Source organism: Streptomyces sp. NPDC054842, assembly GCF_053611025.1.
The window spans coordinates 89,586-115,768 of the sequence record NZ_JBSGZN010000020.1; the positions used below are offsets into that span (position 1 = coordinate 89,586).

19 protein-coding genes are annotated in these 26,183 nt (G+C 72.9%); 10 read left to right on the forward strand and 9 right to left on the reverse strand.

The window, feature by feature from the left end; translation table 11 throughout:
• Positions 1 to 8: 8 nt before the first annotated feature.
• The gene (locus tag ACWGIS_RS18025; RefSeq protein WP_453363402.1) at positions 9 to 1,796 is read right to left on the reverse strand and encodes a serine hydrolase; all 1,788 of its coding nucleotides are present in this window, start codon (positions 1,794 to 1,796) and stop codon (positions 9 to 11) included.
• 182 nt (positions 1,797 to 1,978) lie between these two features.
• Here ACWGIS_RS18025 and ACWGIS_RS18030 point away from each other — a divergent pair, with 182 nt between their 5' ends.
• The 3 genes from ACWGIS_RS18030 (at position 1,979) to ACWGIS_RS18040 (ending at position 6,301) form a co-directional block, all read left to right on the forward strand.
• Entirely contained in the window at positions 1,979 to 3,091 is a 1,113-nt protein-coding gene (locus tag ACWGIS_RS18030; RefSeq protein ID WP_453363403.1) for a nitronate monooxygenase, read from the forward strand.
• Positions 3,092 to 3,096: 5 nt separating this feature from the next.
• Positions 3,097 to 4,647, forward strand: a complete 1,551-nt coding sequence (locus ACWGIS_RS18035) for an acyl-CoA synthetase (RefSeq protein ID WP_453363447.1) — start codon at positions 3,097 to 3,099, stop codon at positions 4,645 to 4,647.
• Between the two features lie 154 nt (positions 4,648 to 4,801).
• Positions 4,802 to 6,301 (forward strand): acyl-CoA synthetase, encoded by a 1,500-nt coding sequence (locus ACWGIS_RS18040; RefSeq protein ID WP_453363404.1) that lies wholly within the window; start codon positions 4,802 to 4,804, stop codon positions 6,299 to 6,301.
• A gap of 3 nt (positions 6,302 to 6,304) precedes the next feature.
• Here ACWGIS_RS18040 and ACWGIS_RS18045 read toward each other — a convergent pair whose 3' ends face one another.
• The 4 genes from ACWGIS_RS18045 to ACWGIS_RS18060 all read right to left on the reverse strand — a co-directional run bounded on the left by ACWGIS_RS18045 (position 6,305) and on the right by ACWGIS_RS18060 (position 12,708).
• A complete protein-coding gene (locus ACWGIS_RS18045; RefSeq protein WP_453363405.1) occupies positions 6,305 to 7,210 on the reverse strand; it encodes a hypothetical protein in 906 nt (301 codons plus the stop codon).
• 136 nt (positions 7,211 to 7,346) lie between these two features.
• Positions 7,347 to 8,669 carry a phenylacetate--CoA ligase PaaK gene (paaK, locus tag ACWGIS_RS18050; RefSeq protein WP_453363406.1) on the reverse strand — a complete coding sequence of 441 codons (1,323 nt, stop codon included), beginning with the start codon at positions 8,667 to 8,669 and terminating at the stop codon, positions 7,347 to 7,349.
• 133 nt (positions 8,670 to 8,802) lie between these two features.
• Complete coding sequence (locus tag ACWGIS_RS18055; RefSeq protein WP_453363407.1) at positions 8,803 to 10,923, reverse strand: sulfatase; 2,121 nt, start codon at positions 10,921 to 10,923, stop codon at positions 8,803 to 8,805.
• Between the two features lie 165 nt (positions 10,924 to 11,088).
• Complete coding sequence (locus tag ACWGIS_RS18060) at positions 11,089 to 12,708, reverse strand: acyl-CoA synthetase (RefSeq protein WP_453363408.1); 1,620 nt, start codon at positions 12,706 to 12,708, stop codon at positions 11,089 to 11,091.
• A gap of 176 nt (positions 12,709 to 12,884) precedes the next feature.
• Between ACWGIS_RS18060 and ACWGIS_RS18065 the strand changes: the two genes are divergently transcribed.
• The 6 genes from ACWGIS_RS18065 to ACWGIS_RS18090 all read left to right on the forward strand — a co-directional run bounded on the left by ACWGIS_RS18065 (position 12,885) and on the right by ACWGIS_RS18090 (position 18,084).
• On the forward strand, positions 12,885 to 13,685 hold the full coding sequence (locus ACWGIS_RS18065; RefSeq protein ID WP_453363409.1) for a crotonase/enoyl-CoA hydratase family protein: 801 nt from the start codon (positions 12,885 to 12,887) through the stop codon (positions 13,683 to 13,685).
• A gap of 47 nt (positions 13,686 to 13,732) precedes the next feature.
• The gene (locus ACWGIS_RS18070) at positions 13,733 to 14,710 is read left to right on the forward strand and encodes a Zn-ribbon domain-containing OB-fold protein (RefSeq protein WP_453363410.1); all 978 of its coding nucleotides are present in this window, start codon (positions 13,733 to 13,735) and stop codon (positions 14,708 to 14,710) included.
• A complete protein-coding gene (locus tag ACWGIS_RS18075) occupies positions 14,710 to 15,756 on the forward strand; it encodes a thiolase domain-containing protein (RefSeq protein ID WP_453363411.1) in 1,047 nt (348 codons plus the stop codon). The genes ACWGIS_RS18070 and ACWGIS_RS18075 overlap by 1 nt, the downstream gene beginning before the upstream one ends.
• Positions 15,753 to 16,919: a thiolase domain-containing protein gene (locus ACWGIS_RS18080; RefSeq protein ID WP_453363412.1), complete on the forward strand. Its 1,167-nt coding sequence runs from the start codon at positions 15,753 to 15,755 to the stop codon at positions 16,917 to 16,919. Before ACWGIS_RS18075 ends, ACWGIS_RS18080 begins: the two co-directional genes overlap by 4 nt.
• 83 nt (positions 16,920 to 17,002) lie before the next feature.
• Positions 17,003 to 17,245: a DUF397 domain-containing protein gene (locus ACWGIS_RS18085; RefSeq protein WP_329297972.1), complete on the forward strand. Its 243-nt coding sequence runs from the start codon at positions 17,003 to 17,005 to the stop codon at positions 17,243 to 17,245.
• 341 nt (positions 17,246 to 17,586) lie between these two features.
• Positions 17,587 to 18,084 (forward strand): hypothetical protein, encoded by a 498-nt coding sequence (locus tag ACWGIS_RS18090; protein WP_453363413.1) that lies wholly within the window; start codon positions 17,587 to 17,589, stop codon positions 18,082 to 18,084.
• 104 nt (positions 18,085 to 18,188) lie between these two features.
• On the opposite strand, the gene ACWGIS_RS18095 is transcribed toward ACWGIS_RS18090, so the two are convergent.
• Positions 18,189 to 20,189 carry an N-acetylmuramoyl-L-alanine amidase gene (locus ACWGIS_RS18095; protein ID WP_453363414.1) on the reverse strand — a complete coding sequence of 667 codons (2,001 nt, stop codon included), beginning with the start codon at positions 20,187 to 20,189 and terminating at the stop codon, positions 18,189 to 18,191.
• A gap of 262 nt (positions 20,190 to 20,451) precedes the next feature.
• The gene (locus tag ACWGIS_RS18100; RefSeq protein ID WP_453363415.1) at positions 20,452 to 21,594 is read right to left on the reverse strand and encodes an aminoglycoside phosphotransferase family protein; all 1,143 of its coding nucleotides are present in this window, start codon (positions 21,592 to 21,594) and stop codon (positions 20,452 to 20,454) included.
• A 234-nt stretch (positions 21,595 to 21,828) separates the two neighbouring features.
• Between ACWGIS_RS18100 and ACWGIS_RS18105 the strand changes: the two genes are divergently transcribed.
• The gene (locus ACWGIS_RS18105; protein ID WP_453363416.1) at positions 21,829 to 23,328 is read left to right on the forward strand and encodes a DNA-binding protein NsdB; all 1,500 of its coding nucleotides are present in this window, start codon (positions 21,829 to 21,831) and stop codon (positions 23,326 to 23,328) included.
• Between the two features lie 9 nt (positions 23,329 to 23,337).
• Here ACWGIS_RS18105 and ACWGIS_RS18110 read toward each other — a convergent pair whose 3' ends face one another.
• A complete protein-coding gene (locus tag ACWGIS_RS18110) occupies positions 23,338 to 24,756 on the reverse strand; it encodes a PP2C family protein-serine/threonine phosphatase (protein ID WP_453363417.1) in 1,419 nt (472 codons plus the stop codon).
• Positions 24,757 to 25,113: 357 nt separating this feature from the next.
• Complete coding sequence (locus ACWGIS_RS18115) at positions 25,114 to 26,127, reverse strand: Gfo/Idh/MocA family protein (protein ID WP_453363418.1); 1,014 nt, start codon at positions 26,125 to 26,127, stop codon at positions 25,114 to 25,116.
• Positions 26,128 to 26,183: the final 56 nt, after the last annotated feature.

Genomic DNA, 26,183 nt, shown 5'->3' on the forward strand with positions numbered 1-26,183 from the left:
CGGCGGGGTCAGTCCGCCGAGGGCGACCAGCCCGCCGCCTCGACGCGTGCGGCGTCCGCGGGCCGTGCGCCGTCGAAGACGACGCGGTCGTCCGCCTCGACGCGCAGCGCGTCGACGTAGGCACCGCGCCCGGAGTACAGGCGGTCGGTGGTGTACCGCCAGCGCAGCCTCAGTCCGCGGCCCGGGGGCAGGCCGGCGTGGAGCCGGTGCCAGACGCGGCCCGACCAGCCGGTGACCGAGCCGGCCGGATGGTCCCGTGGCTCCTCGTCGCGCCGTACGGTCGTGAACGGGACGGGCAGCCAGGTCGCGCCCCCGTCCGCCGAGGACTCCAGGAACAGGCCGTCCGACTGGGGTTCGGTGTCCCACCACACGGAGCAGCGCAGCCGTGTGGACGCCGCCGTCGTGTCGAGTGCGGGCAGGGTGAGCGTCGCCGTCGTCGCGCTCGCCATGCCGGAGAACCAGGCCGTGCGGCCACGCGCGGGGCGGACCGGCACGGCGCGCGCCAGGTGGTCGGCGGCGGCCACCCGGGGCGCGGACCCGGACCGCCAACTCCGCACCGGGTGAACCGAGTTGCCCAGCAGGACGAGGAACGAGTCCGTCGTCGGGTCGAGGACGACGGAGGTGCCGGTGAAGCCGGTGTGCCCGGCGGTGCGCGGGGTGGCCATCGCGCCCATGTACCAGTGCTGGTAGAGCTCGAAGCCGAGGCCGTGCTCGTCGCCGGGGAAGGCCGTGTTGAAGTCGGTGAACATCAGCTCCACCGACTCGGGCTTGAGGATGCGCGCCGCCCCGTACACGCCGCCGTTGAGCAGGGTGCGGCCGAGCACCGCGAGGTCCCACGCGCAGGAGAACACACCGGCGTGCCCGGCGACGCCGCCGAGGGAGTACGCGTTCTCGTCGTGCACCTCGCCCCAGACCAGCCCGCGGTCCAGCCCGGACCAGGGCGGGCGCGCGTCCTCGGTGGCCGCGATCCGGGGTTTCCAGGCGGCGGGCGGGTTGTAGCGGGTGCGGTGCATGCCGAGCGGGGCGGTGATCTCGTCGTGCAGGAGCGTGTCGAGTGCCCGGCCGGTGACCTCCTCCAGGACGAGCTGGAGGGAGATCAGGTTGAGGTCGGAGTAGAGGTAGCGGCTGCCCGGCGGGTTCAGCGGGGCCTCGTCCCAGATGAGCCGGAGCTTCGCCTCGCGGGTCGGCGCGGCGTAGAGGGGGAGCCAGGCGCGGAATCCTGAGGTGTGGGTGAGCAGTTGGCGGATCGTGACGTCCTGCTTGCCGCCGCCCGCGAAATCCGGCAGGTACGACGCGACGCGCGCGCCGAGCTCCAGTGCGCCGCGCTCGATCTGCTGCACGGCGAGGATCGAGGTGAACAGCTTGGAGACGGAGGCGAGGTCGAAGACGGTGTCCTCGGCCATCGCGATCTGCCGCTCGGGCGGGAACTCGACGCCCGTGTCCGTCTTCTCGTCGTACGCCGAGTAGCGCACCGCCTTGCCGATCGGCCGGTGCAGGGCCACGGTGCCGCCGCGGCCGGCGAGGAGCACCGCGCCCGCGTACCAGGGGTGCTTGGGGGAGGGGCCGAGGAACGCCTCGGCGTCGGTGACGAGTTGGCGCAGGTGCCCGGACAGGAGTCCGGCCCGCTCGGCGGAGCCGTGGCGCAGCGTCGGGTGACGCCGGCCCGGTCCGGTGGCGGCCGCCGGCCCGGCGGGGAAGGGGGCGATGGCCAGGGCGCCGCCCACGGCCAGGGCGTGTCGGCCCAGTTGGCGACGGGTCGGCCCGCCGGTCGCTCTGCCCGCTGCGTCTTCGGTCACCGAGGAGCCTCCTGCCGCGCCGCCTGAAAGTATCTTTCCGGTTTCGCCTCGCGCGGTGAAACTTTCCTGTCAGGCGACGGGTGTGTCAACCCTGCCGGGCGGTGCCGGGCCCGACCGCAGAAAACTGACGGAGCATCAGAAAATGTCTTCCCTCGTCCGGGCCTCTGCGGCATCCTGCGGCCATGCAGACGGAGCTGAGCACCACTCTGGGAGTCGAGCACGCCGTCTTCGGCTTCACGCCGTTCCCCGCCGTCGCCGCCGCCCTCAGCAGAGCGGGCGGATTCGGTGTGCTCGGCGCGGTCCGCTACACGGCCCCCGACGACCTCAGGCGCGACCTCGACTGGCTGGACGCCCACGTGGACGACAGGCCCTACGGTCTCGACGTCGTCATGCCCGCCAGGAAGGTGGAGGGCGTCACCGAGGCCGACGTCGAGGCGATGATCCCGCGGGGGCACCGGCAGTACGTCGCCGACACCCTCGCCAAGTACGGCGTGCCCGAACTCGCCGACGGAGAGGCGTCCGGCTGGCGCATCACCGGGTGGATGGAGCAGGTGGCCCGCGACCAGCTCGACGTCGCCTTCGACTACCCGATCGCCCTGCTCGCCAACGCCCTCGGCTCGCCGCCCGCCGACGTCGTCGCGCGCGCCCACGACCGGGACGTGCTCGTCGCGGCCCTCGCGGGCAGCGCCCGGCACGCCCGCAAGCACGCCGAGGCCGGCATCGACGTCGTCGTCGCCCAGGGCTACGAGGCGGGCGGCCACACCGGGGAGATCGCCACGATGGTCCTCACCCCCGAAATCGTCGACGCCGTCGACCCGTTGCCCGTGCTCGCGGCGGGCGGCATCGGCAGCGGCCGGCAGGTGGCGGCGGCCCTCGCACTCGGCGCCCAGGGCGTGTGGCTCGGCTCCCTCTGGCTGACCACCACGGAGGCCGACATGCATTCCCGGGCGGTCACGGAGAAGCTCCTCGCCGCCGGCTCCGGCGACACCGTCCGCTCCCGCGCCCTGACCGGCAAACCCGCGCGCCAGCTCCGCACCGAGTGGACCGACGCCTGGGACGACCCGAGCGGGCCCGGCACCCTCCCGATGCCGTTGCAGGGCCTGCTGGTCGCCGACGCGCTCTCCCGCATCCAGAAGTACGAGGTCGAGCCGCTGCTCGGCACCCCCGTGGGACAGATCGTCGGACGGATGAACCACGAACGCCCCGTCCAGGCGGTCTTCGACGACCTCACCCGCGGCTTCGAGAAGGCCGTCGACCGCATCAACCGCATCGCGGGAAGGAGCACCCCGTCTTGAGCACCGTGACCCCGCCCCCCAACGGCTTCTGGGCCCAGGCCGCCGCGGACCCCGGGCGCGGCGTCCTCGTCGCGCCGGACGGCGAGGAGTGGACCGCGGGACGCCTGCACGCCGACGCCAACCGGCTGGTCCGCGGACTGCGCGCCGCGGGACTCGAACGCGGCGACGCCTTCGCCGTCGTCCTGCCCAACGGTGTCGAGTTCCTCACCGCCTATCTGGCGGCCTCCCAGGCCGGCTTCTACCTCGTCCCCGTCAACCACCACCTCGTCGGCCCCGAGATCGCCTGGATCGTCTCGGACTCCGGCGCCAAGGTGCTCATCGCCCACGAACGGTTCGCCGACGCCGCGCGCCAGGCCGCCGACGAGGCCGCCCTCCCCGCCGGCCACCGGTACGCGGTCGGCGACGTCCGCGGCTTCCGCCCGTACGCGGAACTCCTCGAAGGGCGGCGCGGGTCGGCGCCGGACGACCGCACCCTCGGCTGGGTCATGAACTACACCTCGGGCACCACGGGCCGGCCCCGCGGCATCCGCCGACCGCTGCCGGGCAGGCCGCCCGAGGAGACTCACCTCGGCGGCTTCCTCGGCATCTTCGGCATCAAGCCGTTCGACGACAACGTCCATCTGGTCTGCTCGCCGCTCTACCACACGGCCGTCCTCCAGTTCGCGGGCGCCTCCCTGCACATCGGCCACCGCCTGGTGCTGATGGAGAAGTGGACGCCGGAGGAGATGCTGCGCCTCATCGACACGCACAGGTGCACGCACACCCACATGGTCCCCACCCAGTTCCACCGGCTGCTGGCCCTGCCCGCGGACGTACGGGCGCGCTACGAGGTGTCCTCGATGCGGCACGCCATCCACGGCGCCGCGCCCTGCCCCGACCACGTGAAACGGGCCATGATCGAGTGGTGGGGCGCGTGCGTGGAGGAGTACTACGCCGCCAGTGAGGGCGGCGGCGCCTTCGCCACCGCCGAGGACTGGCTCAAGAAGCCCGGCACCGTCGGCAAGGCGTGGCCCATCAGCGAACTGGCCGTCTTCGACGACGACGGCAAGCGGCTGCCCGCCGGTGAACTCGGCACCGTGTACATGAAGATGAGCACCGGCGGATTCGCGTACCACAAGGACGAGACCAAGACGCGGAAGAACCGCATCGGCGACTTCTTCACCGTGGGCGACCTGGGATGTCTCGACGAGGACGGCTACCTCTTCCTCCGGGACCGCAAGATCGACATGATCATCTCGGGCGGGGTCAACATCTACCCGGCCGAGATCGAGTCGGAACTGCTCGCCCACCCCGCCGTCGCGGACGCCGCGGCCTTCGGGATCCCGCACGACGACTGGGGCGAGGAGGTCAAGGCCGTGGTCGAGCCCGCCCCCGGCCACGAGCCCACCCCGGAACTCGCCGCCGACATCCTGGAGCACTGCGCGCGGCGGCTGGCCGGATACAAGCGGCCCAAGAGCGTCGACTTCATCGGGGCGATGCCCCGCGACCCCAACGGCAAGCTGTACAAGCGGCGCCTGCGCGACCCCTACTGGGCGGGACGCACCCGGGCGGTGTGACGCGGCCCCGGTCCCGCTCCCGCCCTGCCGTCATGGGCGGGACCGCGGGCGTCCCCGCCGGTGCTCGCCGTGCCCGCCACGGTGCCGGATGCTTGACCCCGGTCGTACGGCCCGACGAGGATCACGCCAGGGCACGACGGACGAAGGAGCGGGCATGACGGCGGGACGAAGCGTCACGGTCGACGGGGTGCTGCGGCGCAGCGCCCGGCGGACCCCCGAGCGCGTCGCGGTCCACTACCGCGACCGCTCCTGGACCTACGCCGAACTCGACGAGGCGGTGTCCCGCGCCGCGAGCGTCCTGCTCGGCACCGGCCTGGAGCGCGGCGACCGGGTGGGCGCCTACGGCCACAACTCCGACGCCTACCTGATCGGCTTCCTGGCCTGCGCGCGCTCCGGCCTCGTGCACGTACCCGTCAACCAGAACCTGACCGGCGACGACCTGGCCTACATCGTCGGCCAGTCCGGCTGCGGACTCGTGCTCGCCGACCAGGACCTCGCCCCGAACCTGCCCGACGGCACCCGCGTCCTGCCGCTGCGCGACACCGACGACTCGCTGCTCGCCCGGCTCCCGGCGGCCCACCCGTACGACGGTCCCGAGCCCCGCGGCGAGGACCTGACGCAGCTCCTCTACACCTCGGGCACCACCGCGCTCCCCAAGGGCGCGATGATGACCCACCGCGCCCTGGTGCACGAGTACCTGAGCGCCATCACCGCCCTGGACCTCCAGGCCGGGGACCGGCCCGTGCACTCCCTGCCGCTCTACCACTCGGCCCAGATGCACGTGTTCCTGCTGCCGTACCTCGCGGTGGGCGCGCAGAACGTCATCCTCGACGCGCCCGACGCCGAGCGGATCCTCGACCTCGTCGAACAGGGCAGGGCGGACAGCCTGTTCGCGCCGCCCACGGTGTGGATCGGCCTGTCCAACCGCCCCGACTTCGCCACCCGCGACCTCAGCGGCCTGCGCAAGGCCTACTACGGGGCGTCGATCATGCCGGTGCCCGTGCTGGAGCGGCTGCGGGAGCGGCTGCCGGGGCTGGCCTTCTACAACTGCTTCGGGCAGAGCGAGATCGGCCCGCTCGCCATGGTCCTCGGGCCCGACGAGCACAAGGGGCGGATGGACTCCTGCGGCCGGCCGGTCCTCTTCGTCGAGGCGCGCGTCGTGGACGAGTCCGGCAAGGACGCCCCCGACGGCGAGGCGGGCGAAGTGGTGTACCGCTCACCCCAGTTGTGCGAGGGGTACTGGGACAAGCCGGAGGAGACGGCGGACGCCTTCCGGGACGGCTGGTTCCACTCCGGGGACCTGGCCGTGCGGGACGCCCACGGGTACTTCACGGTGGTCGACCGCGTGAAGGACGTCATCAACTCCGGGGGCGTGCTGGTCGCCTCGCGCCAGGTGGAGGACGCGCTCTACACGCACGAGGGGGTCGCCGAGGTCGCGGTGATCGGCCTGCCCGACGAGCGCTGGATCGAGGCCGTCACCGCGGTCGTCGTCCCGCGCGGCGAGGTCACCGAGGGCGAACTCCTCGCCCACGCGCGGGAGAAGCTCGCCCACTTCAAGGCGCCCAAGCGCGTGCTGTTCGTGGACGGGCTGCCGCGCAACGCCAGCGGCAAGATCCTCAAGCGGGAGCTGCGCGACCGGTTCGGCGAATCCTGACGCTCAACTCCCGCTCGCCGCGGTCCCCTTGCGTTCTTCGCGGGGCACCGGGCGGCCCGTGAACGCGTCGAGCAGCAGCCGGTCGCCCAGCGGCCGGTCCAGCTTCACCGTCACCTCCTTGGACCGCAGGTCCGACGTGCAGGGGCCGTCGTCCGCCCCGACGACGTACGCGGACAGCACCACGCTGCCCTTCGTCTCCAGGACGTCCACGGCGGGGCCGTCGTCGCAGGAGCCGTGGCCGGCCATCACGGTGACGGACCGCCCGTCCCCGGCCGTACCGGCCAGGCCGAGGAGCGGAGCCAGGTCGTCGGTCGGGGTCCCGCCGGCCGGGCCGATCGGGGGACGGGGCGTCTTCGAGGAGTCCAGGGCCACCCGCCCGAGCGGGGTGTCGTACCCCTTCAGGGTGAACAGCCAGGCCGGGACGGTGGCCGGGCCCCGGCTGGTGTCCACCGTCATCTCGCCCAGCTCCGCCCCGGTCACCGTGAGGTGCGGCCCCTGGTCGCCGCCGCGTGCCACCTGCCCGTAGGTCTCGCGCGCGTCGAGGAGCGGCAGCGTGAGCGAGTCGCCGTTCCGCCACCGCACCTGCCCCGGCCTGCGCGGCGCGGGCGGCAGTTCGCCCGCCAGCACGAAGACTCCGGCGACGTACGCGCGCTTGTCGGCGTCGCTGCGGAAGGCGTGGTCGGGCAGTCGGACGAGGTCTCCGACCGGGTGGTACCCCGTCCGCCACGCCCGCGCCTCCTCCGACCCGTCCCACGCCTCGGCGACCTCACGGGCGCGGTCCTGCGACGCCCGCGCCCGGTGGGAGCCGGCCTGCCGTTCGTCGCCGCAGCCGGCCAGGACACCGGCCGTGCCGGCGCTCAGGGCCAGCAAGAGGAACAGGTCGACGGTGCGCCGGGTGTACGCAGGCATGGATCCCCCCAGGGGCGACGGGACGGGCGGGGCCTGCGCGCAGGAACCCCCGGAACACCACTTCGACGTGCCGGGCGCGCCGGACGTTCGCCTCCGTCGTCCTCGCGAGAGGGGCGTTGCCGGATCGTGACCGCGGTCAGCGGGGACGCAGATCGACGATCCGCCTGATCTTCCCCACCGACCGCTCCAGGGACTCCGGTTCGACGATCTCCACCGTCACCGAGACCCCGATGCCGTCCTTCACCGCCCTCGTGATGGCCCGGGCCGCGTCCTCGCGTGCCTCGGTTGAGGCGCCGGACCGGGCCTCGGCGCGCACCGTCAGCGCGTCGAGGCGGCCCTCGCGGGTGAGGCGCAGCTGGAAGTGCGGTGCGACGCCCGGCGTCCGCAGCACGATCTCCTCGATCTGCGTGGGGAAGAGGTTGACCCCGCGCAGGATCACCATGTCGTCGCTGCGCCCCGTGATCTTCTCCATGCGGCGGAAGACCCGCGCGGTGCCGGGCAGCAGCCGGGTCAGGTCCCGCGTCCGGTAACGGATCACGGGCATGGCCTCCTTGGTGAGCGAGGTGAACACCAGCTCGCCCTCCTCGCCGTCCGGCAGCACCTCGCCCGTCAGCGGATCGACGACCTCGGGATAGAAGTGGTCCTCCCACACGTGCAGGCCGTCCTTGGTCTCCACGCACTCCTGGGCGACCCCCGGGCCGATCACCTCCGACAGGCCGTAGATGTCGACCGCGTCGATGGCGAACCGCTCCTCGATCTCGCGCCGCATCTCCTCGGTCCACGGCTCGGCGCCGAACACGCCCACCCGGAGCGAGGTGCCGCGCGGATCGACGCCCTGGCGCTCGAACTCGTCGAGCAGGGTCAGCATGTACGAGGGGGTCACCATGATGATCCGCGGCTCCAGGTCCTGGATCAGCTGGACCTGACGTGCCGTCATGCCACCGGACGCGGGGATCACCGTGCAGCCGAGCCGCTCGGCGCCGTAGTGCGCGCCGAGTCCGCCGGTGAACAGGCCGTAGCCGTACGCCACATGCACGACGTCCCCGGGACGGGCGCCCGCGGCCCGCAGTGAACGGGCCACCATGTCGGCCCACATGGACAGGTCGTTCTCCGTGTAGCCCACGACCGTGGGGCGCCCGGTCGTGCCGCTCGACGCGTGGAGCCGGCGGACCCGCTCCCGCGGCACGGCGAACATGCCGTACGGGTAGTGCTCACGCAGGTCCGCCTTCGTGGTGAACGGGAAACGGGCCAGATCGGCGAGGGAGCGGCAGTCCTCGGGGTGCAGGCCCGCCTTGTCGAAGGACTCACGGTAGAAGGGCACGTTCTCGTACGCGTGCCGCAGCGACGCCCGCAGACGCTCCAGTTGCAGGGCCCGGAGTGCCGGGAGGTCGAGCCGCTCGGCCTCGTCCAGCGGGCCCCCGGGGTCCGCCGCGAGCCTGGAGTCCGTGGAATCCGCCATGGGACATCTCCCTCGACAACCGCGTCATTACGGGCGACCGATCATTCGGTCGTGCTGTTCGGGATCAGTAATTCAGGGGCCCGGGCGGATCGTCAAGGGGTGTGCGGGGCCGGCCCCGGCACGCGTGCGCCGGTCAGGGCGTCGGGGCCGGGGCGGCGGAGCCGGGATGGGGGCCGTACGCCGTCATGAACCGGTCGCGGAACTTGTCCATGCCCCACCTCGGCGCGTCCTCGGCGGGCTTGAGGCCCTCCGTCCAGTTCCACCCGGAGATCTTCTCCAGCACCTTCGGGTCGTGCGCGACGACCGTGACGGGCACGTCCTTGCTCGCGCCGCTGCCGGTGACCGTCGGGTTCGGCTGGTGGTCGCCGAGGAAGACGAGCACGGTGTTCTCGTCGCCGTAGCGCTCCATGTACTCGATCAGGCTGTGCAGCGAGTACTCGATGGCCCGCCGGTACTCGGTGCGCACGTCCTCCGGGTTCTTCCAGACCTCCTTGGGGTCCTTGCCCTCCTTCTCGATCTGCTCGAAGACCGATCCGTCGCCGAGGTCGTCCCAGTCCACCATGCGGGCGATCGGCGCCCACGGGTTGTGGCTGGAGGCCAGGATGATCTCCGCCATCATCGGTTTCCGGTCCTTCTTGCCGTGCTCCAGCCGCTCGAAGGCCTCCAGGCTGAACTGGTCGGGTACCGGGGTCCAGCTGAAGTACGGGCCCTCGTAGCCGAGGTGCTCGGAGTCGTAGATGTGGTCGAGGCCGAAGAACTTGCCCTCGGGCCAGGCGCGGCGCACCCCGGGCACGATGCCGACCGTGCGCCAGGCGCCGGTCTTCTGGAAGTAGCCGGTCAGTGTCGCGCGGTCGCTGGAGGTGAGATTCCGGTAGCGCTGCTGGTTCTTGATCCAGAGGCCGGACAGGAAGGTGGAGTGGGCCAGCCAGCTGCCCGCACCGGCGATCGGCGACTTCAGCCAGCCGCTGCGCGAGGAGAACCCGGCGGCCTCCAGCGACGCGGTGCCGTCCTTCAGCACGGCGTCGACCTGGTCGGCCATCGCCGGGTCCTCGATCGCGGAACGTCCGTAGCTCTCGATGAACGTGAACAGGACGTCCTTGCCGCGCAGTCCGGTCAGCAGCTGGTCGGGCGGGGTGTCGGCGAAGGCGTCGACGCGGGCCTGCTCGGCGAACACCCGGCCGTCACGGATCCCGGCCCGGACCTGGTGCGCCCGGTTCTCCAGCAGGTTGGCGTTGAGCTTGGCGGCCACCGGGACGTCGGTGAACTGCACGCCGAGCGTCACGCAGGTGATCCACGCGGTGCCGAGGACGAGGGTGGTCCGGGCGGCGACCGTGCGGTGCCCGGCCATCAGGGTGCTCATCCGGACGACGGCGAGGGCCACCAGGACGAGCAGGGCCACGACGAGGGCGACGACCGCGACCACGGCGAGCAGCGCGCCGGTCCGGCCGACGGACTCCTTGAGGAACTCCGCGGCGTCGTCGAACAGGATCCAGTCCAGGACCAGGTCGAAGGGCCGGTCGAGCACCGAGTAGAAGCCCATGTCGATGAACTTCAGGACGGTCAGCAGACCGAGGCCGGTCCCCGCGCACCACGCGGTGATCCGCCTCGCCCGCGGCGGCAGCACGAGCAGCAGCCCGGCGAGGAGCACGCCCTCGGCCGGGATGCGGAGGAAGGCGCCGAACGTGAGGCGGTCGAGGTGGTTCGGCACGAGGAGGGCGAACAGCACCAGGGCGCCGGCGAGGACGGTGGTGCCGACGGTCACGGTCCGGGCCGCCCGCGGGTACCTGCGCCGCCAGCCCCACCAGCCGGCCCGGACGGGAGCGCCGTCCCCCTCCCCGGCATCGGCGGACTCCACGGGCGCGTCGCCCTCGGCGGGTTCACGGGCGTCCGGGGTGTCGTCGCCCGTCCCGGTGTCCGGGGGGCCGGCGGGGCCGTGGCCGTCGGAGTCCGGTGCGGCCTGCGGTTCTCCGGGCGAGACGGCGCCGTCGGTCGCGCCGCCTCCGGCGGGCTCGTCGGGGCCGGGCGCCTGCGTGTCGTCGGCCGGTTCCGGTGCCGAGTCGACGTCTCCGGCACCGCCGTCCGGCTCCTGTGCGCCGGGCCGGCCGTCACGTCCGGCCGACCGCCGGGAGCCGCCCCCGCCGGCGTCCGCCGGGGTGTCCGGTCCGGGGGCGGCGTCCGCCGTCGTGCCGGGGCCGGCGTCGGCGGCCTCCCCACCGGTGTCCGGCTGCTGCGGCGAGCGCGTGATGTGCGACACGCGAAGGTCCTTCCGTACGAAGCCCGTGCTGACGCGGCGGAACCGCCCCGAGGCCGGGACCGCCACCCTCCGTACGGCCCGCCTTCACCCGCAGTTCAATCCGCACGGTCAACCGCGCGCAAAGACTACGCCGGGTCCCGGCGGCCGCCCTCCGTACGCACGGGCCTAGATGTCCGCCCGCACCGCTACGCCGCGCGCCCACCGGTAGTCGGCCTTCCCGCTCGGCGACCGCCGGATGCTGTCCGTGATCACGAGCTGGCGCGGCACCTTGTATCCCGCGAGGCGGGAGCGGCAGTGCGTCTGGATGTCCTCCAGGGACGGTTCGGCCGCTCCCCGGCGCAACTGGACCACGGCCGCCACGTGATTGCCCCACGTCGCGTCCGGCACCCCGGCGACCAGCGCGTCGTAGACGTCCGGGTGGGCCTTGAGCGCCTGCTCGACCTCCTCCGGATACACCTTCTCTCCCCCGGTGTTGATGCACTGGGAGCCCCGGCCGAGGACGGTGACGACGCCCTCCTCGTCGACCGTCGCCATGTCACCGAGGAGCACCCACCGCTCACCGCCCTTGTGGAAGAAGGTCTCGGCCGTCTTCGCCGGGTCGTTGTAGTAGCCGAGGGGGACGTGACCGCGCTGCGCGATGCGCCCGGGCTCGCCGATCGCGACCGGTTCGTGGGTGGCCGGATCGACCACCTGGGTACGGGCGTTGACGCGCACCCGGAAGCCTCTGTCCGGCCCCGAGTCCGGTGTCGCCGTGCCGTTGAAGCCGGACTCCGAGGAGCCGAAGTTGTTCAGCAGCATGACGTTCGGGACGAGCGCCTGGAACTGCTCGCGGACCGTCTCCGACATGATCGCCCCGGACGAGGACACGCTGAACAGCGAGGAGCAGTCGGTGCCCTTGAGGGGTCCGCCGAGCGCGTCGATCAGGGGCCGCAGCATCGCGTCGCCGACCAGGGACACGCTGGTGACCCGCTCCCGCTCGATGGTGCGCAGCACCTCCTCGGGCACGAACTTGCGGTGGATCACGACGCGTTGGCCGAAGTTGAACCCGATGAACGCGGTGAGCGTGGAGGTGCCGTGCATCAGCGGGGGAGTGGGGAAGAAGGTGATGCCGTCGCCGCCCGCCGTGACGCGCTCGGCGAGCTCCTCCGGGCGGCGGACCGGCTCCCCGGTCGGCGCGCCGCCGCCCAGTCCGGAGAAGAACAGGTCCTCCTGGCGCCACATCACGCCCTTGGGCATCCCGGTCGTGCCGCCCGTGTAGATGATGAACTGGTCGTCCGCCGACCGCGGCGGGAACCCCCGTGCGGGAGAGCCCGCCGCCTCGGCGTCCGTGTAGTCCACCCCCGGAGGAGCGACGGCGCCGGGTGCGGGGGTCCCGACGCGGACGAGGTGCCGCAGTGCGGGAGTCCGCGGCAGCACCGCCGCCACACGGTCGGCGAACTCGGCGTCGTAGACCAGGCCCACCAGGTCCGCGTCCCGGTAGAGGTGGACCAACTCGTCCTCGACATAGCGGTAGTTGACGTTGACCGGCACGATCCGCGCCTTCAGGCAGGCCAGCACGGTCTGCACGTACTCGACCCCGTTGTAGAGGTGGAGTCCGAGGTGCTCGCCGGGACGGACGCCGGCGTCCGTCAGGTGGTGGGCGACGCGGTTCGCCGCCGCGTCGAGCTCGGCGTAGGTCAGGCGGCGTTCGGCGCCGGTGCCGGGGTGGTCGATGTACACGAGTGCCTCGCGGTCGGGGACCACGTCGACGACCGACTCGAACAGGTCGGCAAGGTTGTACTCCACCGCTCCTCCTGACCCCGGGCGTGCCCGGTATCCCTCGGCTCGTCGGTCATCAGAGCAAAGCGGGACCCAACAGGGAAGGGCCCCGGCCGAAGAAATCTGACTGTCTGTCAGGAAACCCTTGTACTGGCCCGGCGCCTCCTGCAACCTGTTCTCGTTCCTGAGACGGGAGGACGGCAATGGGTGGGACGGAACACCTCACCGTGCAGCGCGAAGGCGCCACACTGGTGCTCACGCTCAACAGGCCCGAGGCCAAGAACGCGCTCTCGCTGCCGATGCTGGTCGGCCTGTACGACGGCTGGACCGAGGCCGACGAGGACGACACCGTCCGCTCGGTCGTCCTCACCGGGGCGGCCGGCACGTTCTGCGCCGGGATGGACCTCAAGGCGCTGGCGGGCGGCGGGATGGACGGGGACCAGTACCGGGACCGGCTGGAGAAGGACCCGGACCTGCACTGGAAAGCCATGCTGCGCCACCACCGGCCCCGCAAGCCGGTGATCGCCGCCGTCGAGGGCCACTGCGTCGCGGGCGGCACGGAGATCCTCCAGGGCACCGACATCCGCGTGGCCGGGGAGTCGGCGACCTTCGGGCTCTTCGAGGTCAGGCGCGGCCTGTTCCCCATCGGCGGGTCCACGGTCCGCCTCCCGCGGCAGATCCCGCACACCCACGCCCTGGAGATGCTGCTCACCGGACGCCCGTACACCGCCGCCGAGGCCGCCGCCGTCGGGCTGATCGGCCGGGTCGTCCCCGACGGCACCGCGCTCACCGAGGCACTGGAGATCGCCGAACGCGTCAATGCCTGCGGCCCGCTGGCCGTCGAGGCCGTGAAGGCGTCCGTGTACGCGAGCGCCGGCCTGAGCGAGACCGACGCCCTGGCCGCCGAACTGGAGCGCGGCTGGCCGGTCTTCGGCACCGCGGACGCCAAGGAGGGCTCCCGGGCCTTCGCCGAGAAGCGCCCGCCCGTCTTCCGGCGCGCCTGACCTCCGGCAGGAGACGCGGCGCTCGACCCCCGAAGGAGCCACCCGGGATGACCGAAGTCCTCAAAGCCCCCCTGGTCCTCGAATTCCCCTTCACCCGCTCGCTCGGACCCGTCCAGAGCGCCTTCCTCACCGGCCTGCGCGAGCGGGTCGTGCTCGGGGTGCGGACCACCGACGGCAGGACGCTCGTCCCGCCCGTCGAGTACGACCCCGTGACCGCCGAGGAGATACGCGACCTCGTCGAGGTCGCCCCCACCGGCACCGTCACCACCTGGGCCTGGAACCACGCGCCACGGCGCGGCCAGCCCCTCAGTACTCCCTTCGCCTGGGTGCTCGTCCGGCTCGACGGAGCCGACACCGCTCTGCTGCACGCCCTCGACGCCCCCGGACCGGAGGCCGTCCGCACCGGCATGCGCGTCCGTGTCCGCTGGGCGGCGGAACGCTCCGGCGCCATCACCGACATCGCCTGCTTCCAACCGCACGACGAGCGGCCCGGCACCGGCACCCGGACGTCCGGGCGGGCCGACGCGGCCCGGCCGGCCGCCCACGACGGCCGGTTCGACGACATGGTGACCGGCATCGTCGCCCCCGCCCGCCTCGACTACGTGTACTCGCCCGGCCGCGCCCAGACCGCCTACATCAACGCCCTCGCCGGCCGGCGGACGGTCGGTGAACGCTGCCCGTCCTGCCGCAAGGTGTACGTCCCGCCCCGGGGAGCGTGCCCGACCTGCGGGGTCGCCACCTCGGAGCAGGTCGAGGTCGGCCCGCGCGGCACGCTCACCACCTACTGCGTCGTCAACATCAAGGCCCGGAACCTCGACATCGACGTGCCCTACGTCTACGGGCACATCGCCCTCGACGGCGCCGACCTCGCCCTGCACGGCCGCATCGCGGGCATCCCCTACGACCAGGTGCGCATGGGGCTGCGGGTCGAACCGGTATGGACGGAAGGGGGCCGGTACCCCGACCACTACCGGCCCACCGGTGAACCCGACGCGGACTACGAGGCGTACAAGGAGCTGCTGTGATGCGGGAGATCGCCGTCGTCGCCTTCGGGCAGACCGACCACCGGCGCACCAGCGACGAGCTCTCCGAGGTGGAGATGCTCCTCCCGGTGCTGCACGAGGTCCTCGACCGCACCGGCCTGAGGACCAGCGGCATCGACTTCACGTGCTCCGGTTCCTCGGACTACCTCGCGGGCCGCGCCTTCTCCTTCACCATGGCGCTCGACGGGGTGGGCGCCTGGCCGCCGATCTCCGAGTCCCACGTCGAGATGGACGGCGCGTGGGCGCTGTACGAGGCGTGGACCAAGCTGCTGACCGGCGACGCCGACACCGCCCTCGTGTACGGCTACGGCAAGTCGTCACCCGGCTCCGTACGGGACGTCCTGACCCGCCAGCTCGACCCGTACTACGTGGCGCCGCTGTGGCCGGACTCGGTCGCGCTCGCCGCCCTCCAGGCGCAGGCGCTCATCGACGCCGGTGAGACCGACGAGGGCGCGCTCGCCGCCGTCGCGTCCCGCTGCCGCGCCGCGGCGGCCGGCAACCCTCATGCCCAGCTGCGAAGTTCGGTGCCGCAGGGCGACTACGCCGTACGCCCGCTGCGGACCGGCGACTGCCCGCCCGTCGGGGACGGGGCCGCGGCGGTCGTCCTCGCGGCCGGCGACCGCGCCCGCGAGCTGTGCGCACGGCCCGCCTGGATCCGGGGCATCGACCACCGCATCGAGGCGCACTCCCTCGGAGTGCGCGACCTGACGGACTCGCCCTCCGCGCGGCTCGCCGCCGAGAAGGCCGGCGCCTTCGAACGGCCCGTCGACACAGCGGAGTTGCACGCCCCGTTCACCTCGCAGGAGGTGGTCCTGCGCAAGGCGCTGCGGCTCGGCGCGGACGTCCGGGTCAACCCGTCCGGGGGCCCGCTCGCCGCCCACCCCGTCATGGCCGCGGGGCTCATCCGCATCGGTGAGGCCGCCGCCCGCGTCCACCGCGGGGAGTCGGACCGCGCGCTCGCCCACGCCACGTCCGGGCCCTGCCTCCAGCAGAACCTGGTCGCCGTACTCGAAGGGGACCCCCGATGAGCAAGGAGCCCGTGGCCGTCGTAGGCATCGGCCAGACCAAGCACGTGGCCGCCCGGCACGACGTCTCCGTCGCGGGCCTGGTCCGCGAGGCCGCCCGGCGGGCCCTCGACGACGCCGAGCTGACGTGGGCCGACGTCGACGCCGTCGTGATCGGCAAGGCGCCCGACTTCTTCGAGGGCGTCATGATGCCCGAGCTGTATCTCGCCGACGCCCTCGGCGCGGTCGGCAAGCCGATGCTCCGCGTCCACACGGCCGGTTCCGTCGGCGGCTCGACCGCGCTCGTCGCCTCCAACCTGATCGCCGGCCGGGTCCACGGCACGGTCCTGACCCTGGCCTTCGAGAAGCAGTCGGAGTCGAACGCCATGTGGGGCCTGTCCCTGCCGGTCCCCTTCCAGCAGCCCCTGCTGGCCGGCGCGGGCGGCTTCTTCGCCCCGCACATACGTGCCTACATGCGGCGGACCGGCGCCCCCGACACCGTCGGCTCGCTGGTCGCGTACAAGGACCGCCGCAACGCGCTCAAGAACCCGTACGCGCACCTCCACGAGCACGACATCACACTGGAGAAGGTGCAGGCCTCGCCCATGCTGTGGGACCCGGTCCGCTACTCGGAGACCTGCCCGTCCTCGGACGGGGCGTGCGCGATGGTCCTCACCGACCGTGCGGGCGCGGCCCGTTCACCGAGGCCGCCGGCCTGGCTGCACGGCGGGGCGATGCGCAGCGAGCCGACGCTCTTCGCCGGCAAGGACTTCGTGTCGCCGCAGGCCGGCAAGGACTGCGCCGCCGACGTCTACCGGCAGGCGGGCATCGCGGACCCGCGCCGGGAGATCGACGCCGTCGAGATGTACGTCCCCTTCTCCTGGTACGAGCCGATGTGGCTGGAGAACCTCGGCTTCGCCGCCGAGGGCGAGGGCTGGAAGCTCACCGAGTCCGGCGTGACGGAGCTGGACGGCGACCTGCCCGTCAACATGTCGGGCGGGGTCCTCTCCACCAATCCGATCGGGGCCTCCGGCATGATCCGCTTCGCGGAGGCCGCGCTCCAGGTGCGCGGACAGGCGGGAGAGCACCAGGTGGACGGGGCCCGCCGGGTGCTGGGGCACGCCTACGGCGGCGGATCCCAGTTCTTCTCCATGTGGCTGGTCGGCGCCGCGCCGCCGCCCTCCTGAACCCGTCCCCCTCACGTGGCCTGTCCGCCACCCGCACCGATCGCTAGGCTGGCGGCGGACGACGAACCGGGAGGAGCACGGACGTGGCCGAAAGCACCATCGAGCAGCACCCGCTCGCGGGCTGGGACAAGCCGGAGCTGGATCTCAGCAACGCCGAGTGGCAGTCCAGCAGCCGAGGACGGGGAGACGTCCAGATCGCCTTTGTCGAGGGCTTCATCGCCATGCGCAACAGCGGCCGCCCGCAGGGCCCTTCGCTGATCTTCACGCCCGCGGAGTGGGGCGCGTTCGTGTCGGGGGCACGCGAAGGCGAGTTCGACCTCACCTGACCGCCCGGACCGCACGCCCGCCAGCCCGGACCTCATGTCCGAGAGCCCGGCGCCGCCACCCCTTCCCACCGCGGGGAGGGGGTCGGCGGCCCCGCGTACGCCCGCCTGCCCGGCGCCACCGCCGCCGACCGCGGTGGGCGGCGCCCGCCGCTGCCGTCCTGCCCGCCGGCGAGCGACCGGGGCGCGTACGCCGAGGGGTCCCGGGGCCGGGGGTGCGCGCCGACTGGACCGCGGTGACGGGTGGTGCGCCGTGGGCCTGGGTGACGCCCCGGCCGTGTTCCCGGCCGCCCGCCCCGGCGCCCCCAGGGCCCCGCACCCGCCCGGGCACGTACCATGGCGGCATGTCCTTCCTCCGCCGCCGCAGCGCCACACCCGCCGGCCCCGACTTCGACGTGCTGGCCATGGACCCGGGCGACTGGCCGGGCAATCTCGGCGCCGGCCTGCTTCCCGCCCCCGACGGCAGCTGCCAGGGCGTCTTCCTGCGCTACGACCTGTTCGGCGGACGCGGCCCCGCGATGATCATCGGCAATCTGCCGGAGGGCTCCCCGGCCCGTGACATCGGCGAGGACGAGGTTCCCTTCGAGGTGGCGCAGCTCCTCCTCGCGCTGGAGAACGACGAGGAGGTCACGGTCGTCGGAGCCGAGGACATGCCGGTGATGCAGGGCGACAACCTGCTGATCGTGCGCCGCCTGAAGCTCTCCGAGAGCCGGATCTCGTGCGTCCAGTTCGACCGCAGTGACAACGTCCTGGTGACCATCGCCGCCTGGGACCGCCCCATCACCGACGACCTGTACGCGCTGCTGAAGCCGCTGCCGGCGGAGCTGTTCCAGCAGGGCTGACCCCCCGGGCCGGGACTCCCGGCGCCCGGGCGCAGGCACCCCCGGACATGACAGGGCCGGGCCCGCGGCGACGCGGACCCGGCCCTTCTCCGTGCGTGACCGCGCTACGAGGCGGAGCCGACGAGCTCCACGTCGGCGGCCCGGACGAAGGCCACCCGGTGGCCGAACTGGATCTCGTAGTACCGGTCCTTGCCGATCACGACCTTGTGCGGGGCCGTGTCGAAGGTCGGCGCGTAGAAGTACTCGCCGGCCACCGAGGCGCCGACCGCGTAGCGCTGGCCCGCCAGGAGCTTGTACGGCAGCGGGGAGACGGCCTGCACCGGCACACCCGCCGGATACGCCTCCTTCTCGGGGTACGCGCGTCCGTACACCGGGACCTCGGTGAGGCCCGCCTTCGGAGTCGCCACCTGCCCCGAGGCGTCCACCGCCGTGGGCTGCTTCACCGGGTTCCTGAACCAGGCCTTCTGGCCCAGGTACCAGATCGCCGTCCAGTCGCCGTCACGCTCCGCCACCGCGTACCGCTGGCCGGTGGAGACGCGTGAGCCGATGTCGTTCACGTCGGTCGTCGAGTCGCCCCCGGAGGGCCGCAGCCCGATGTCCTTGATCAGTGGCGAGCTCTCGTCGGGCAGGCTGTACAGGCGCACCTCGCTGGAACCGTGGGCCGCGCAGGGCTCGCCCTTGGTGACACAGCCCGTGTAGACCGGCTGGTTCTCGGCGTACTTCGGCAGTACCGTCACCAGCCCGCCGCCGGCCTTGGCCGTGCGGTGGAAGGGACGGCCCATCAGCGCGAAGTAGTGCTGCCAGTCCCAGTAGGGACCCGGGTCCGTGTGCATGCCGGGGACGGTCGACGCGGTCGGGCCCGGCACGTTGTCGTGCCCGAGGATGTGCTGGCGGTCCAGCGGGATGTCGTACTTCTTGGCCAGGTAGGTCACCAGCCGCGCCGACGAGCGGTACATCGCCTCCGTGTACCAGGCGTCGGGGGAGGCGAGGAAGCCCTCGTGCTCCAGTCCGACCGACTTGGCGTTCACGTACCAGTTGCCCGCGTGCCAGGCGACGTCCTTGGCCTTCACGTGCTGCGCGATGTGGCCGTCGGTCGAGCGCAGCGTGTAGTTCCAGGACACGTAGGTCGGGTCCTGGACCATGTTCAGGACACCCTCCCAGGCGCCTTCGGTGTCGTGGACGACGATGTACTCGATGCGCTGTGCCGCGGGCCGGTCGCCCAGGTCGTGGTTGCCGTAGTCGCCGTCGCCGAACTCCTCGTAGGGCGCCGGGATCCACTCGCAGGACACGTTCGCCGGGCATTCGGTGCCCTCGGCGGAGACCTCGCGCAGACCGGCGCCGCGCAGCTGCGCGGTGTCCGGCCGCAGCGCGGGCCGCGCGGCGAGCGCCACCCGCTCTCCCGTGTCGGTGGTGCGCCGCTCGCCCCGGCGGATGACGTCGTACACGTCGTCGGCGTACGTCGCCGCGGTGGCGCTGTCGTCCGCGGCCGAGAAGCGGGCCACCGCCCCGTACCAGTCGGCGGGGTCGCCGCTCAGCGGTTCACCCAGCTGCCGCTGGGCGGCGGCGAGCAGCGCGGCGCCGCCCGCCACGTTGGCGGCGGCGTCCGTGCGCAGCCGCTCGGGCGCAAGGCCGGTCAGCTCGGACGCCTTCCGCAACGTCGTCAGCCGCGCGGGCAGTTCCGCGTTCCGCGGCACCCGCGCCTCGGGCAGCAGGGGAGCGCGGGAGCTGTCGCCGCGGGCGTCCTCCGTGCCCTCGGAGTGGTGGCGTGCCCCGCTCTCGGCGAGCGCGGTGCGGGCGTCGGTGAGGTGCATCGGCCCGTAGCCGCCCGAGACGCTCGGCGCTCCGCCGTGCGTGTCCCAGCGGGACTGGAGATAGGAGACGCCCAGCAGCACGCTCTGCGGCACCCGGTACTCGGCCGACGCGGCGGCGAAGGCGCCCCGCAGGCTCCCGGAGGGCTCCCGCGCCGCGGTGCCGGACGGGGAGGTGCCGGAGGGGGCGGCGCCGAGCAGGGGCAGCAGCAGCGCCGCCGAGGCGACCGCGACCGCCGTCCTGCGTACGCGTCCGGACGGGCCGGGGGCGCTGGGGTAGGTGGCGGATTCTCGCAATGCGGCCTCCTGGGACGGTCGAGCGCGGTGGGTGGGGCGGGCCCGACGTGGGTCAGTGGTACCCGCTCTCCGACGATCCGTCAATCATGCCCAGGAGTGGCCTCTTTCCCATGTCAGAGGCGGTCGAAGGGAGTTTCGTGGCGGCGGCGTGGCGGCCTGCGGGGCGTCAGTGGCGTGGACCATTGGACCCGGTCGCGCGCGGACATGACGAAGGTCCGCGGTACGCCTCTGTCCTGGGCGCACCGCGGACCGCCGTCCCCCGTCAGCGAGTGCCGACCGCCGCTCGGACGGCCTTGCGGGCCATCTGGCAGTCGTCGTGCAGCCGCCTCAGCAGCAGCCGCTGTTCCTCGCCGGACGGCGCGGCACCCGGTTGGGCCGGTCCCGGTGCCGCCGGGGCCGTGTCGTGCATCGAACGCTGCACGGCCGTCTCGTAGGTACGGATCTCGCGGGTCAGAACCAGCATCAGGTTGACCAGGAAGGCGTCGCGCGCCGCCGGTCCCGCGGCCTGGGCGAGCTGGCTGATCTGGCGCCGCGCCATGGGAGCGTCGCCGAGGACCGCCCACAGCGTCGCCAGGTCGTAGCCCGGCAGGTACCAGCCCGCGTGCTCCCAGTCCACCAGAACCGGACCGGCCGGTGAGAGCAGGATGTTCGACAGGAGGGCGTCGCCGTGGCAGAACTGGCCCATGCCCTGACGGCCCGTGGAATGCGCGATGCCGTGCACGAGCTTCTGCAGGTCACCCATGTCCCGGTCCGTGAGCATACCCAGCTCGTGGAAGCGGGAGATCCGCTCCGCGTAGTCCAGCGGGGCATGGAAGGTCCCCGCCGGCGGCCGCCACGCGTTCAGCCGGCAGATCGCGCTGAGGGCCGCCCGGATGTCCGCGCGCGGCGGCGTCTCGACCGGGTGCCGCTGGAGCGCGGCGACCCGTCCCGGCATCCGCTCGATGACCAGGGTGCAGTTGTCCGGGTCCGCCGCGATCAGCCGGGGCACCCGGACCGGCGGCCGGTGCCGGACGAACGAGCGGTAGGCAGCTATTTCGTGCCGGATCCGCTCCGCCCAGATGGGGGAGTGGTCCAGTAAACACTTGGCGACGGCGGTGCTGCGGCCGGTGGTGCCGACCAGGAGCACGGAGCGTCCGCTGCGGCGCAGTACCTGCACCGGAGCGAACTCCGGGCAGATCCGGTGCACCGACGCGATCGCCGTGCGCAGCTGCGCGCCCTGGGGGCCGGACAAGTCGAGTCTCCCGCTGAGCGGTTGGGCACCGAGCCCCGGAACACGCCGCGTCCTGCCGGCGCCGAGCACGGGGGCCGCCGCCTGGCGCGCGGGGTCGAGGTAGGGGCCGCTGCCCGCCGGGCGGGAGTGGAGCGACCGGGGCGGAGCGGACACGGAGGACGATGCTGTGTACATGGGCGATACAGATCCCTTCGTGTGCCTGCGAATTGCGGCGTCAACCCGCCCGGTCGCCCTGGTGCACCCTGGGGAGTGCCCCAGCGGCAACCGGGTCGGGGTGGCGCGTTCCTACCTGACACCCGTGGGTCACTGGCACACCATCTGGCGCACCCTGGCGAACCCTGGCGAATAGTCGCTCAGCAACTGACAGGCGGTTACTGTCGATTTCAGCCGAGAACCTGGGGGCTTGACGTGAACGGACAACCCAACACCCGCCTGTCGGACCTGTTCGGCCTGGCCGGCTGGTCCAAGGGCGAACTCGCGAGGATGGTCAACCGGCAGGCGGCGGCCATGGGCCACCCCCAGCTGGCGACCGACACCTCACGGGTGCGGCGTTGGATCGACATGGGAGAGATCCCGCGCGATCCGGTGCCGCGGGTGCTGGCGGCGCTGTTCACCGAGCGACTCGGCCGTGTCGTGACCATTGAGGACCTCGGCCTGGTCCGGCACGGGCGCGTGGGGAAACGGCAAGGCGACGGGAAAGTGGAACATCCCGACGGAGTGCCGTGGGCGCCCGACCGTACGGCTGCGGTCCTCACCGAATTCACGGGAATGGACCTCATGCTCAACCGACGCGGCTTGGTGGGCGCGGGTGCCGCGCTCGCCGCGGGATCAGCACTCAGCAGTGCCATGCATGACTGGCTGCACACCGATCCGGCCCTGACCGCCGACGCACCGGAAATCGACAACCCCCTGCACGCCGACCCCGCTGGGTTCGACCGCTACGAGGCCGCCCCCATCGGGTCGCAGGAGATCGAGGAACTGGAGCGTTCGGTCGAGGTGTTCCGGGCCTGGGACGCGGCCCGCGGCGGCGGGCTCCAGCGCAAGGCTGTGGTGGGCCAGCTCAACGAAGTGGGGGGCATGCTCTCCTACCGGCACCCCGACCATCTGCAGCGGCGCCTGTGGGGCGTCGCCGCCAACCTCGCCGTCCTCGCGGGCTGGATGTCGCACGACGTCGGCCTGGAGCCCACGGCGCAGAAGTACTTCATCATCGCCACCCACGCGGCCCGCGAGGGCGGCGACCGGCCCCGTGCCGGCGAGGCGCTCTCCCGGGCGGCCCGCCAGATGGTGCACCTGGGCCGGCCCGACGACGCACTCGACCTCATGAAGCTCGCCAAGTCCGGTTCGGGCGACGAGATGCTGCCCCGGACGAGGGCCATGCTCTACACCATCGAGGCCTGGGCACAGGCGTCGCTGGGCAAGGGCCAGGCCATGCGGCGCACCCTGGGCGAGGCGGAGGACCTGTTCGTCTCCGACCGCGGGGACGTGCCGCCGCCGAGCTGGATGCAGATGTTCGACGAGGCCGACATGCACGGGATGCAGGCCCTCGCCTACCGCACCCTCGCCGAGCACGAGCCGTCGGCCGCCGCCACCGCGCAGCGTCATGCGAAGGAGGCACTCGAACTGCGCGGGTCCGGCCGTGAGCGCTCCAAGATCTTCGACCACATCTCCCTGGCGTCCGCCTGCTTCATCGCCGACGACCCGGAACAGGCCGACCGCTACGCGCGACTGGCGCTGACGTCGATGGGGGCCAACTCCTCCCAGCGCACGTGGGACCGGCTGCGCGAGATGTACCGGCTCACCGGGCAGTACGCCAGTTACCCGAAGATCCAGGACCTGCGCGAGGAGATCAAACTGTCGCTGCCCAAGGGCGCGTTGAAGCCCAGGGGAGGCAGCAGCTCCCGGGCGTGACGGGCGGGGTCAGGACACCACTCTGGCGACGAGCACGCAGGCGTCGTCCTCACGCTCGGTCCCGCCGCACTCCTCGACGACGGCCCGTACGCAGTCCTGGGCCGTGCGTGCCGCGCACAGGCGGGGGGCCAGGCCGAGCAGGTGCCGCACGGCGGCCGTCCCGGGGCGTCGCGGGACCAGTCCCTCGGTGTGCAGGAGCAGCACGTCGCCCTCTTCGAGGGTCTCCTGGGCCTGCCCGTACGCGGCGCCCGGGGTCGCTCCGAGCAGCACGCCGTCGGGCGCCGCCAGAGCGCGTCCCGTCCCGCCGCGGAACAGCAGCGGGGCGGGATGTCCCGCCTGCGCCCAGGCCAGGGTGCGGGTTCCGGGGCGGTAGCGGCAGCAGACGGTGCTGCCCAGCGCGGGCTGGCCGGTGGCGTCCACCAACTGGTTGAGCCAGGAGAGGAGTTGGCCGGGCCGGGTGCCCGCCATGGCCATGCCGCGCAGGGCGCCCAGCAGTGTGGCCATGCCGGAGGCGGCGGCGACCCCGTGGCCGGTGAGGTCGCCGACGCTGAGCAGCGTCTCGTCCCCGGGCAGCTCCATCGCGTCGTACCAGTCGCCGCCGGTCAGGGTCCCCGTGGCGGACGGCAGGTGGCGGGCCGCGAGGTCGAGCGCCCCGGGCCGCTCGTGCAGCGGGCGCGGGGAGCCCCGCAGGGCGGGCAGCACGGACTCCTGCAGCTCGGCCGCGAGCCGGCGTTCGGTCTGCGCGAAGTGCCGCTGCCGCTGCAGTGAGTCACGGGTCTCGCTCACGGTGCGCTGGCTGCGGCGCAGTTCGCTGACGTCGCGCAGGACGGCCCACATCGAGGCGGTGCTGCCGTCGGTGTGCAGTACGGGCTCGCCCATCATGTGCACGGTCCGCACCCCGCCGTCGGGACGCCGGATGCGGAACTCGCCGTCGATGGGTTTGGCGTCGATGAGGCAGTCGGTGACCATCGCCGTCAGCATCGACCGGTCGTCGTCGTGCACGAGGGCCGGGAGTTCGTCGAGGGTGAGCGGGGGAGCGGCGGGGTCGCGGCCGAGGATCTGGTAGAGCTCCCCGGACCAGCTGGCCTCGTCCGTCAGCAGGTTCCATTCGGCGCTGCCCACCCGGCTGAGGAGCGAGCCGCGCCGGGGTGCGTCGGGCTCGGGCCGGGCGGCCGGGGGCGCGGGCACGGGAGGCGGCCCCTCGCGCAGCTGCGCCAAGTGCGCGTCCAGATCGTTGAGTTGATGCATCGCGAGGTCGCAGAGGGCGCGCTGCCAGCGGCCCTGCGGATCGCTGCCGTCGGCGGGGGCGTCACGTCGTACGGCGTCCATCTCTCCGCGCAGCCGGCGCGTCTGCGAGATGAGCGCGTCGACCGTGCCGCTCGGCGGCGGCTGGGCGGCGGGGCTGTCCGCAGAGAGATGGGGGGACATGACGTACTCCGATGCGGGGACGGTGCGACCCGGGAAGTCGGAAGGACCATCACGACTGTGGCACAGCGCACGACGCCCTGTAAGGGATTTGGCGACACACGACGCGGTCGTGCATCTGGCATATGCCGCCGTCCTCCCGGCCGACGCGGCTCAACCGGATCCAGTACGCTCGGACCTGGTCAAGTCGTAGACAGAGTACGCGACTTGACGCTCCGTCGGGAGACATTGGACCCCGTTCAATCTCCAGTTCGAGGGTCATCTGTACGACTGCCCGTACGACTGCCCTCGGGCGGGTTCCGCACCCTCCCGGCCGCCCGGGAGGTGGCCCGCCCGAAGACCTCGCGAGCGTCCCTCGGCTCAGGCGTACAGCGCCGGGCGCGGGACCGGTTCGACGGCCGTCCGGGTGCCGCTCTCCTGCGCGCGGACACCGGCCTCGGCGACGACGGCCGCCGCGTAGCCGTCCCAGGCGCTCGGGCCCGCCACCCGGCCCTCCCGGGTCGCGTCCACCCATGCCTGGACCTCGCGGTCGTAGGCGTCCGCGAACCGCACGAGGTAGTCCTGCGCCACGTCCTCCCGCGCCCCGCCGGCAGCGGTCACGACCATCGTGTGCTCGTCGCCGATCCGCGCGCTCCCGGCCTCGCAGACCGCCTCGCAGCGCACCTGGTAGCCGAATCCGCAGTTCACGAAGATCTCCACGTCCACCAGGGCGCCCTCCGAGGTCTCGAACAGCACCAGTTGCGGATCGCCGAGCCCCTCGGGCGCCCCCGACGAGGGCCGCGGCCTCAGCACCGTCACGGCCGTCAGCTCCTGCCCCAGCAGCCAGCGCGCCGCGTCGATCTCGTGCGACACGGAGCTGTCGATCAGCATCGCGGTCGTGAAACCGGGCGGCGACGCCACGTTGCGGTGCGTGCAGTGCAGCATCAGGGGCCGGCCGAGACGGCCGCTGTCCAGCAGGGACTTCAGACGCAGGTACTCGGCGTCGTAGCGCCGCATGAAGCCGACCTGCGTCAGCCGCCGCCCGAGCCGCGCCTCCGCCTCCACCACCCGCAGCGCTCCCGCCGACTCCGGCGTCAGCGGCTTCTCGCACAGCACCGGCAGCCCGCGTCCGAGCGCGGCGAGCACGGCCTCCTCGTGGGCGGGACCCGGGGAGGCGATCAGCACCGCCCCGACACCCGGCGCGTCCAGCGCGGCGGCGGCGTCCGCGTGCACCGACACACCGTCGATCCCCGCCACCGCCTCCTTGGCCCGGCCGGTGTCCGGGTCCGCCACCGCGGCGACCCGGGCACCGCTCACCGTCCGGTCCAGGCGCCGTATGTGGTCCGCACCCATGTGGCCCGCACCCAGAACCGCCACACCCAGTAGTTCGCTCACGCGCTCCGCACCTCTCGTGCCGACAGTCGACCTTCCGGTCTGATTGTCGGCCGTGC

What these genes read in the sequence shown, in the direction of transcription:
- ACWGIS_RS18030 (WP_453363403.1), top strand. Translation starts at nt 1,979, where the DNA reads ATGCAGACGGAGCTGAGCACCACTCTGGGAGTCGAGCACGCCGTCTTC.
- ACWGIS_RS18040 (WP_453363404.1), top strand. Translation starts at nt 4,802, where the DNA reads ATGACGGCGGGACGAAGCGTCACGGTCGACGGGGTGCTGCGGCGCAGC.
- ACWGIS_RS18045 (WP_453363405.1), bottom strand. Translation starts at nt 7,210, where the DNA reads ATGCCTGCGTACACCCGGCGCACCGTCGACCTGTTCCTCTTGCTGGCC.
- paaK (WP_453363406.1), bottom strand. Translation starts at nt 8,669, where the DNA reads ATGGCGGATTCCACGGACTCCAGGCTCGCGGCGGACCCCGGGGGCCCG.
- ACWGIS_RS18065 (WP_453363409.1), top strand. Translation starts at nt 12,885, where the DNA reads ATGGGTGGGACGGAACACCTCACCGTGCAGCGCGAAGGCGCCACACTG.
- ACWGIS_RS18070 (WP_453363410.1), top strand. Translation starts at nt 13,733, where the DNA reads ATGACCGAAGTCCTCAAAGCCCCCCTGGTCCTCGAATTCCCCTTCACC.
- ACWGIS_RS18075 (WP_453363411.1), top strand. Translation starts at nt 14,710, where the DNA reads ATGCGGGAGATCGCCGTCGTCGCCTTCGGGCAGACCGACCACCGGCGC.
- ACWGIS_RS18080 (WP_453363412.1), top strand. Translation starts at nt 15,753, where the DNA reads ATGAGCAAGGAGCCCGTGGCCGTCGTAGGCATCGGCCAGACCAAGCAC.
- ACWGIS_RS18090 (WP_453363413.1), top strand. Translation starts at nt 17,587, where the DNA reads ATGTCCTTCCTCCGCCGCCGCAGCGCCACACCCGCCGGCCCCGACTTC.
- ACWGIS_RS18100 (WP_453363415.1), bottom strand. Translation starts at nt 21,594, where the DNA reads ATGTACACAGCATCGTCCTCCGTGTCCGCTCCGCCCCGGTCGCTCCAC.
- ACWGIS_RS18110 (WP_453363417.1), bottom strand. Translation starts at nt 24,756, where the DNA reads ATGTCCCCCCATCTCTCTGCGGACAGCCCCGCCGCCCAGCCGCCGCCG.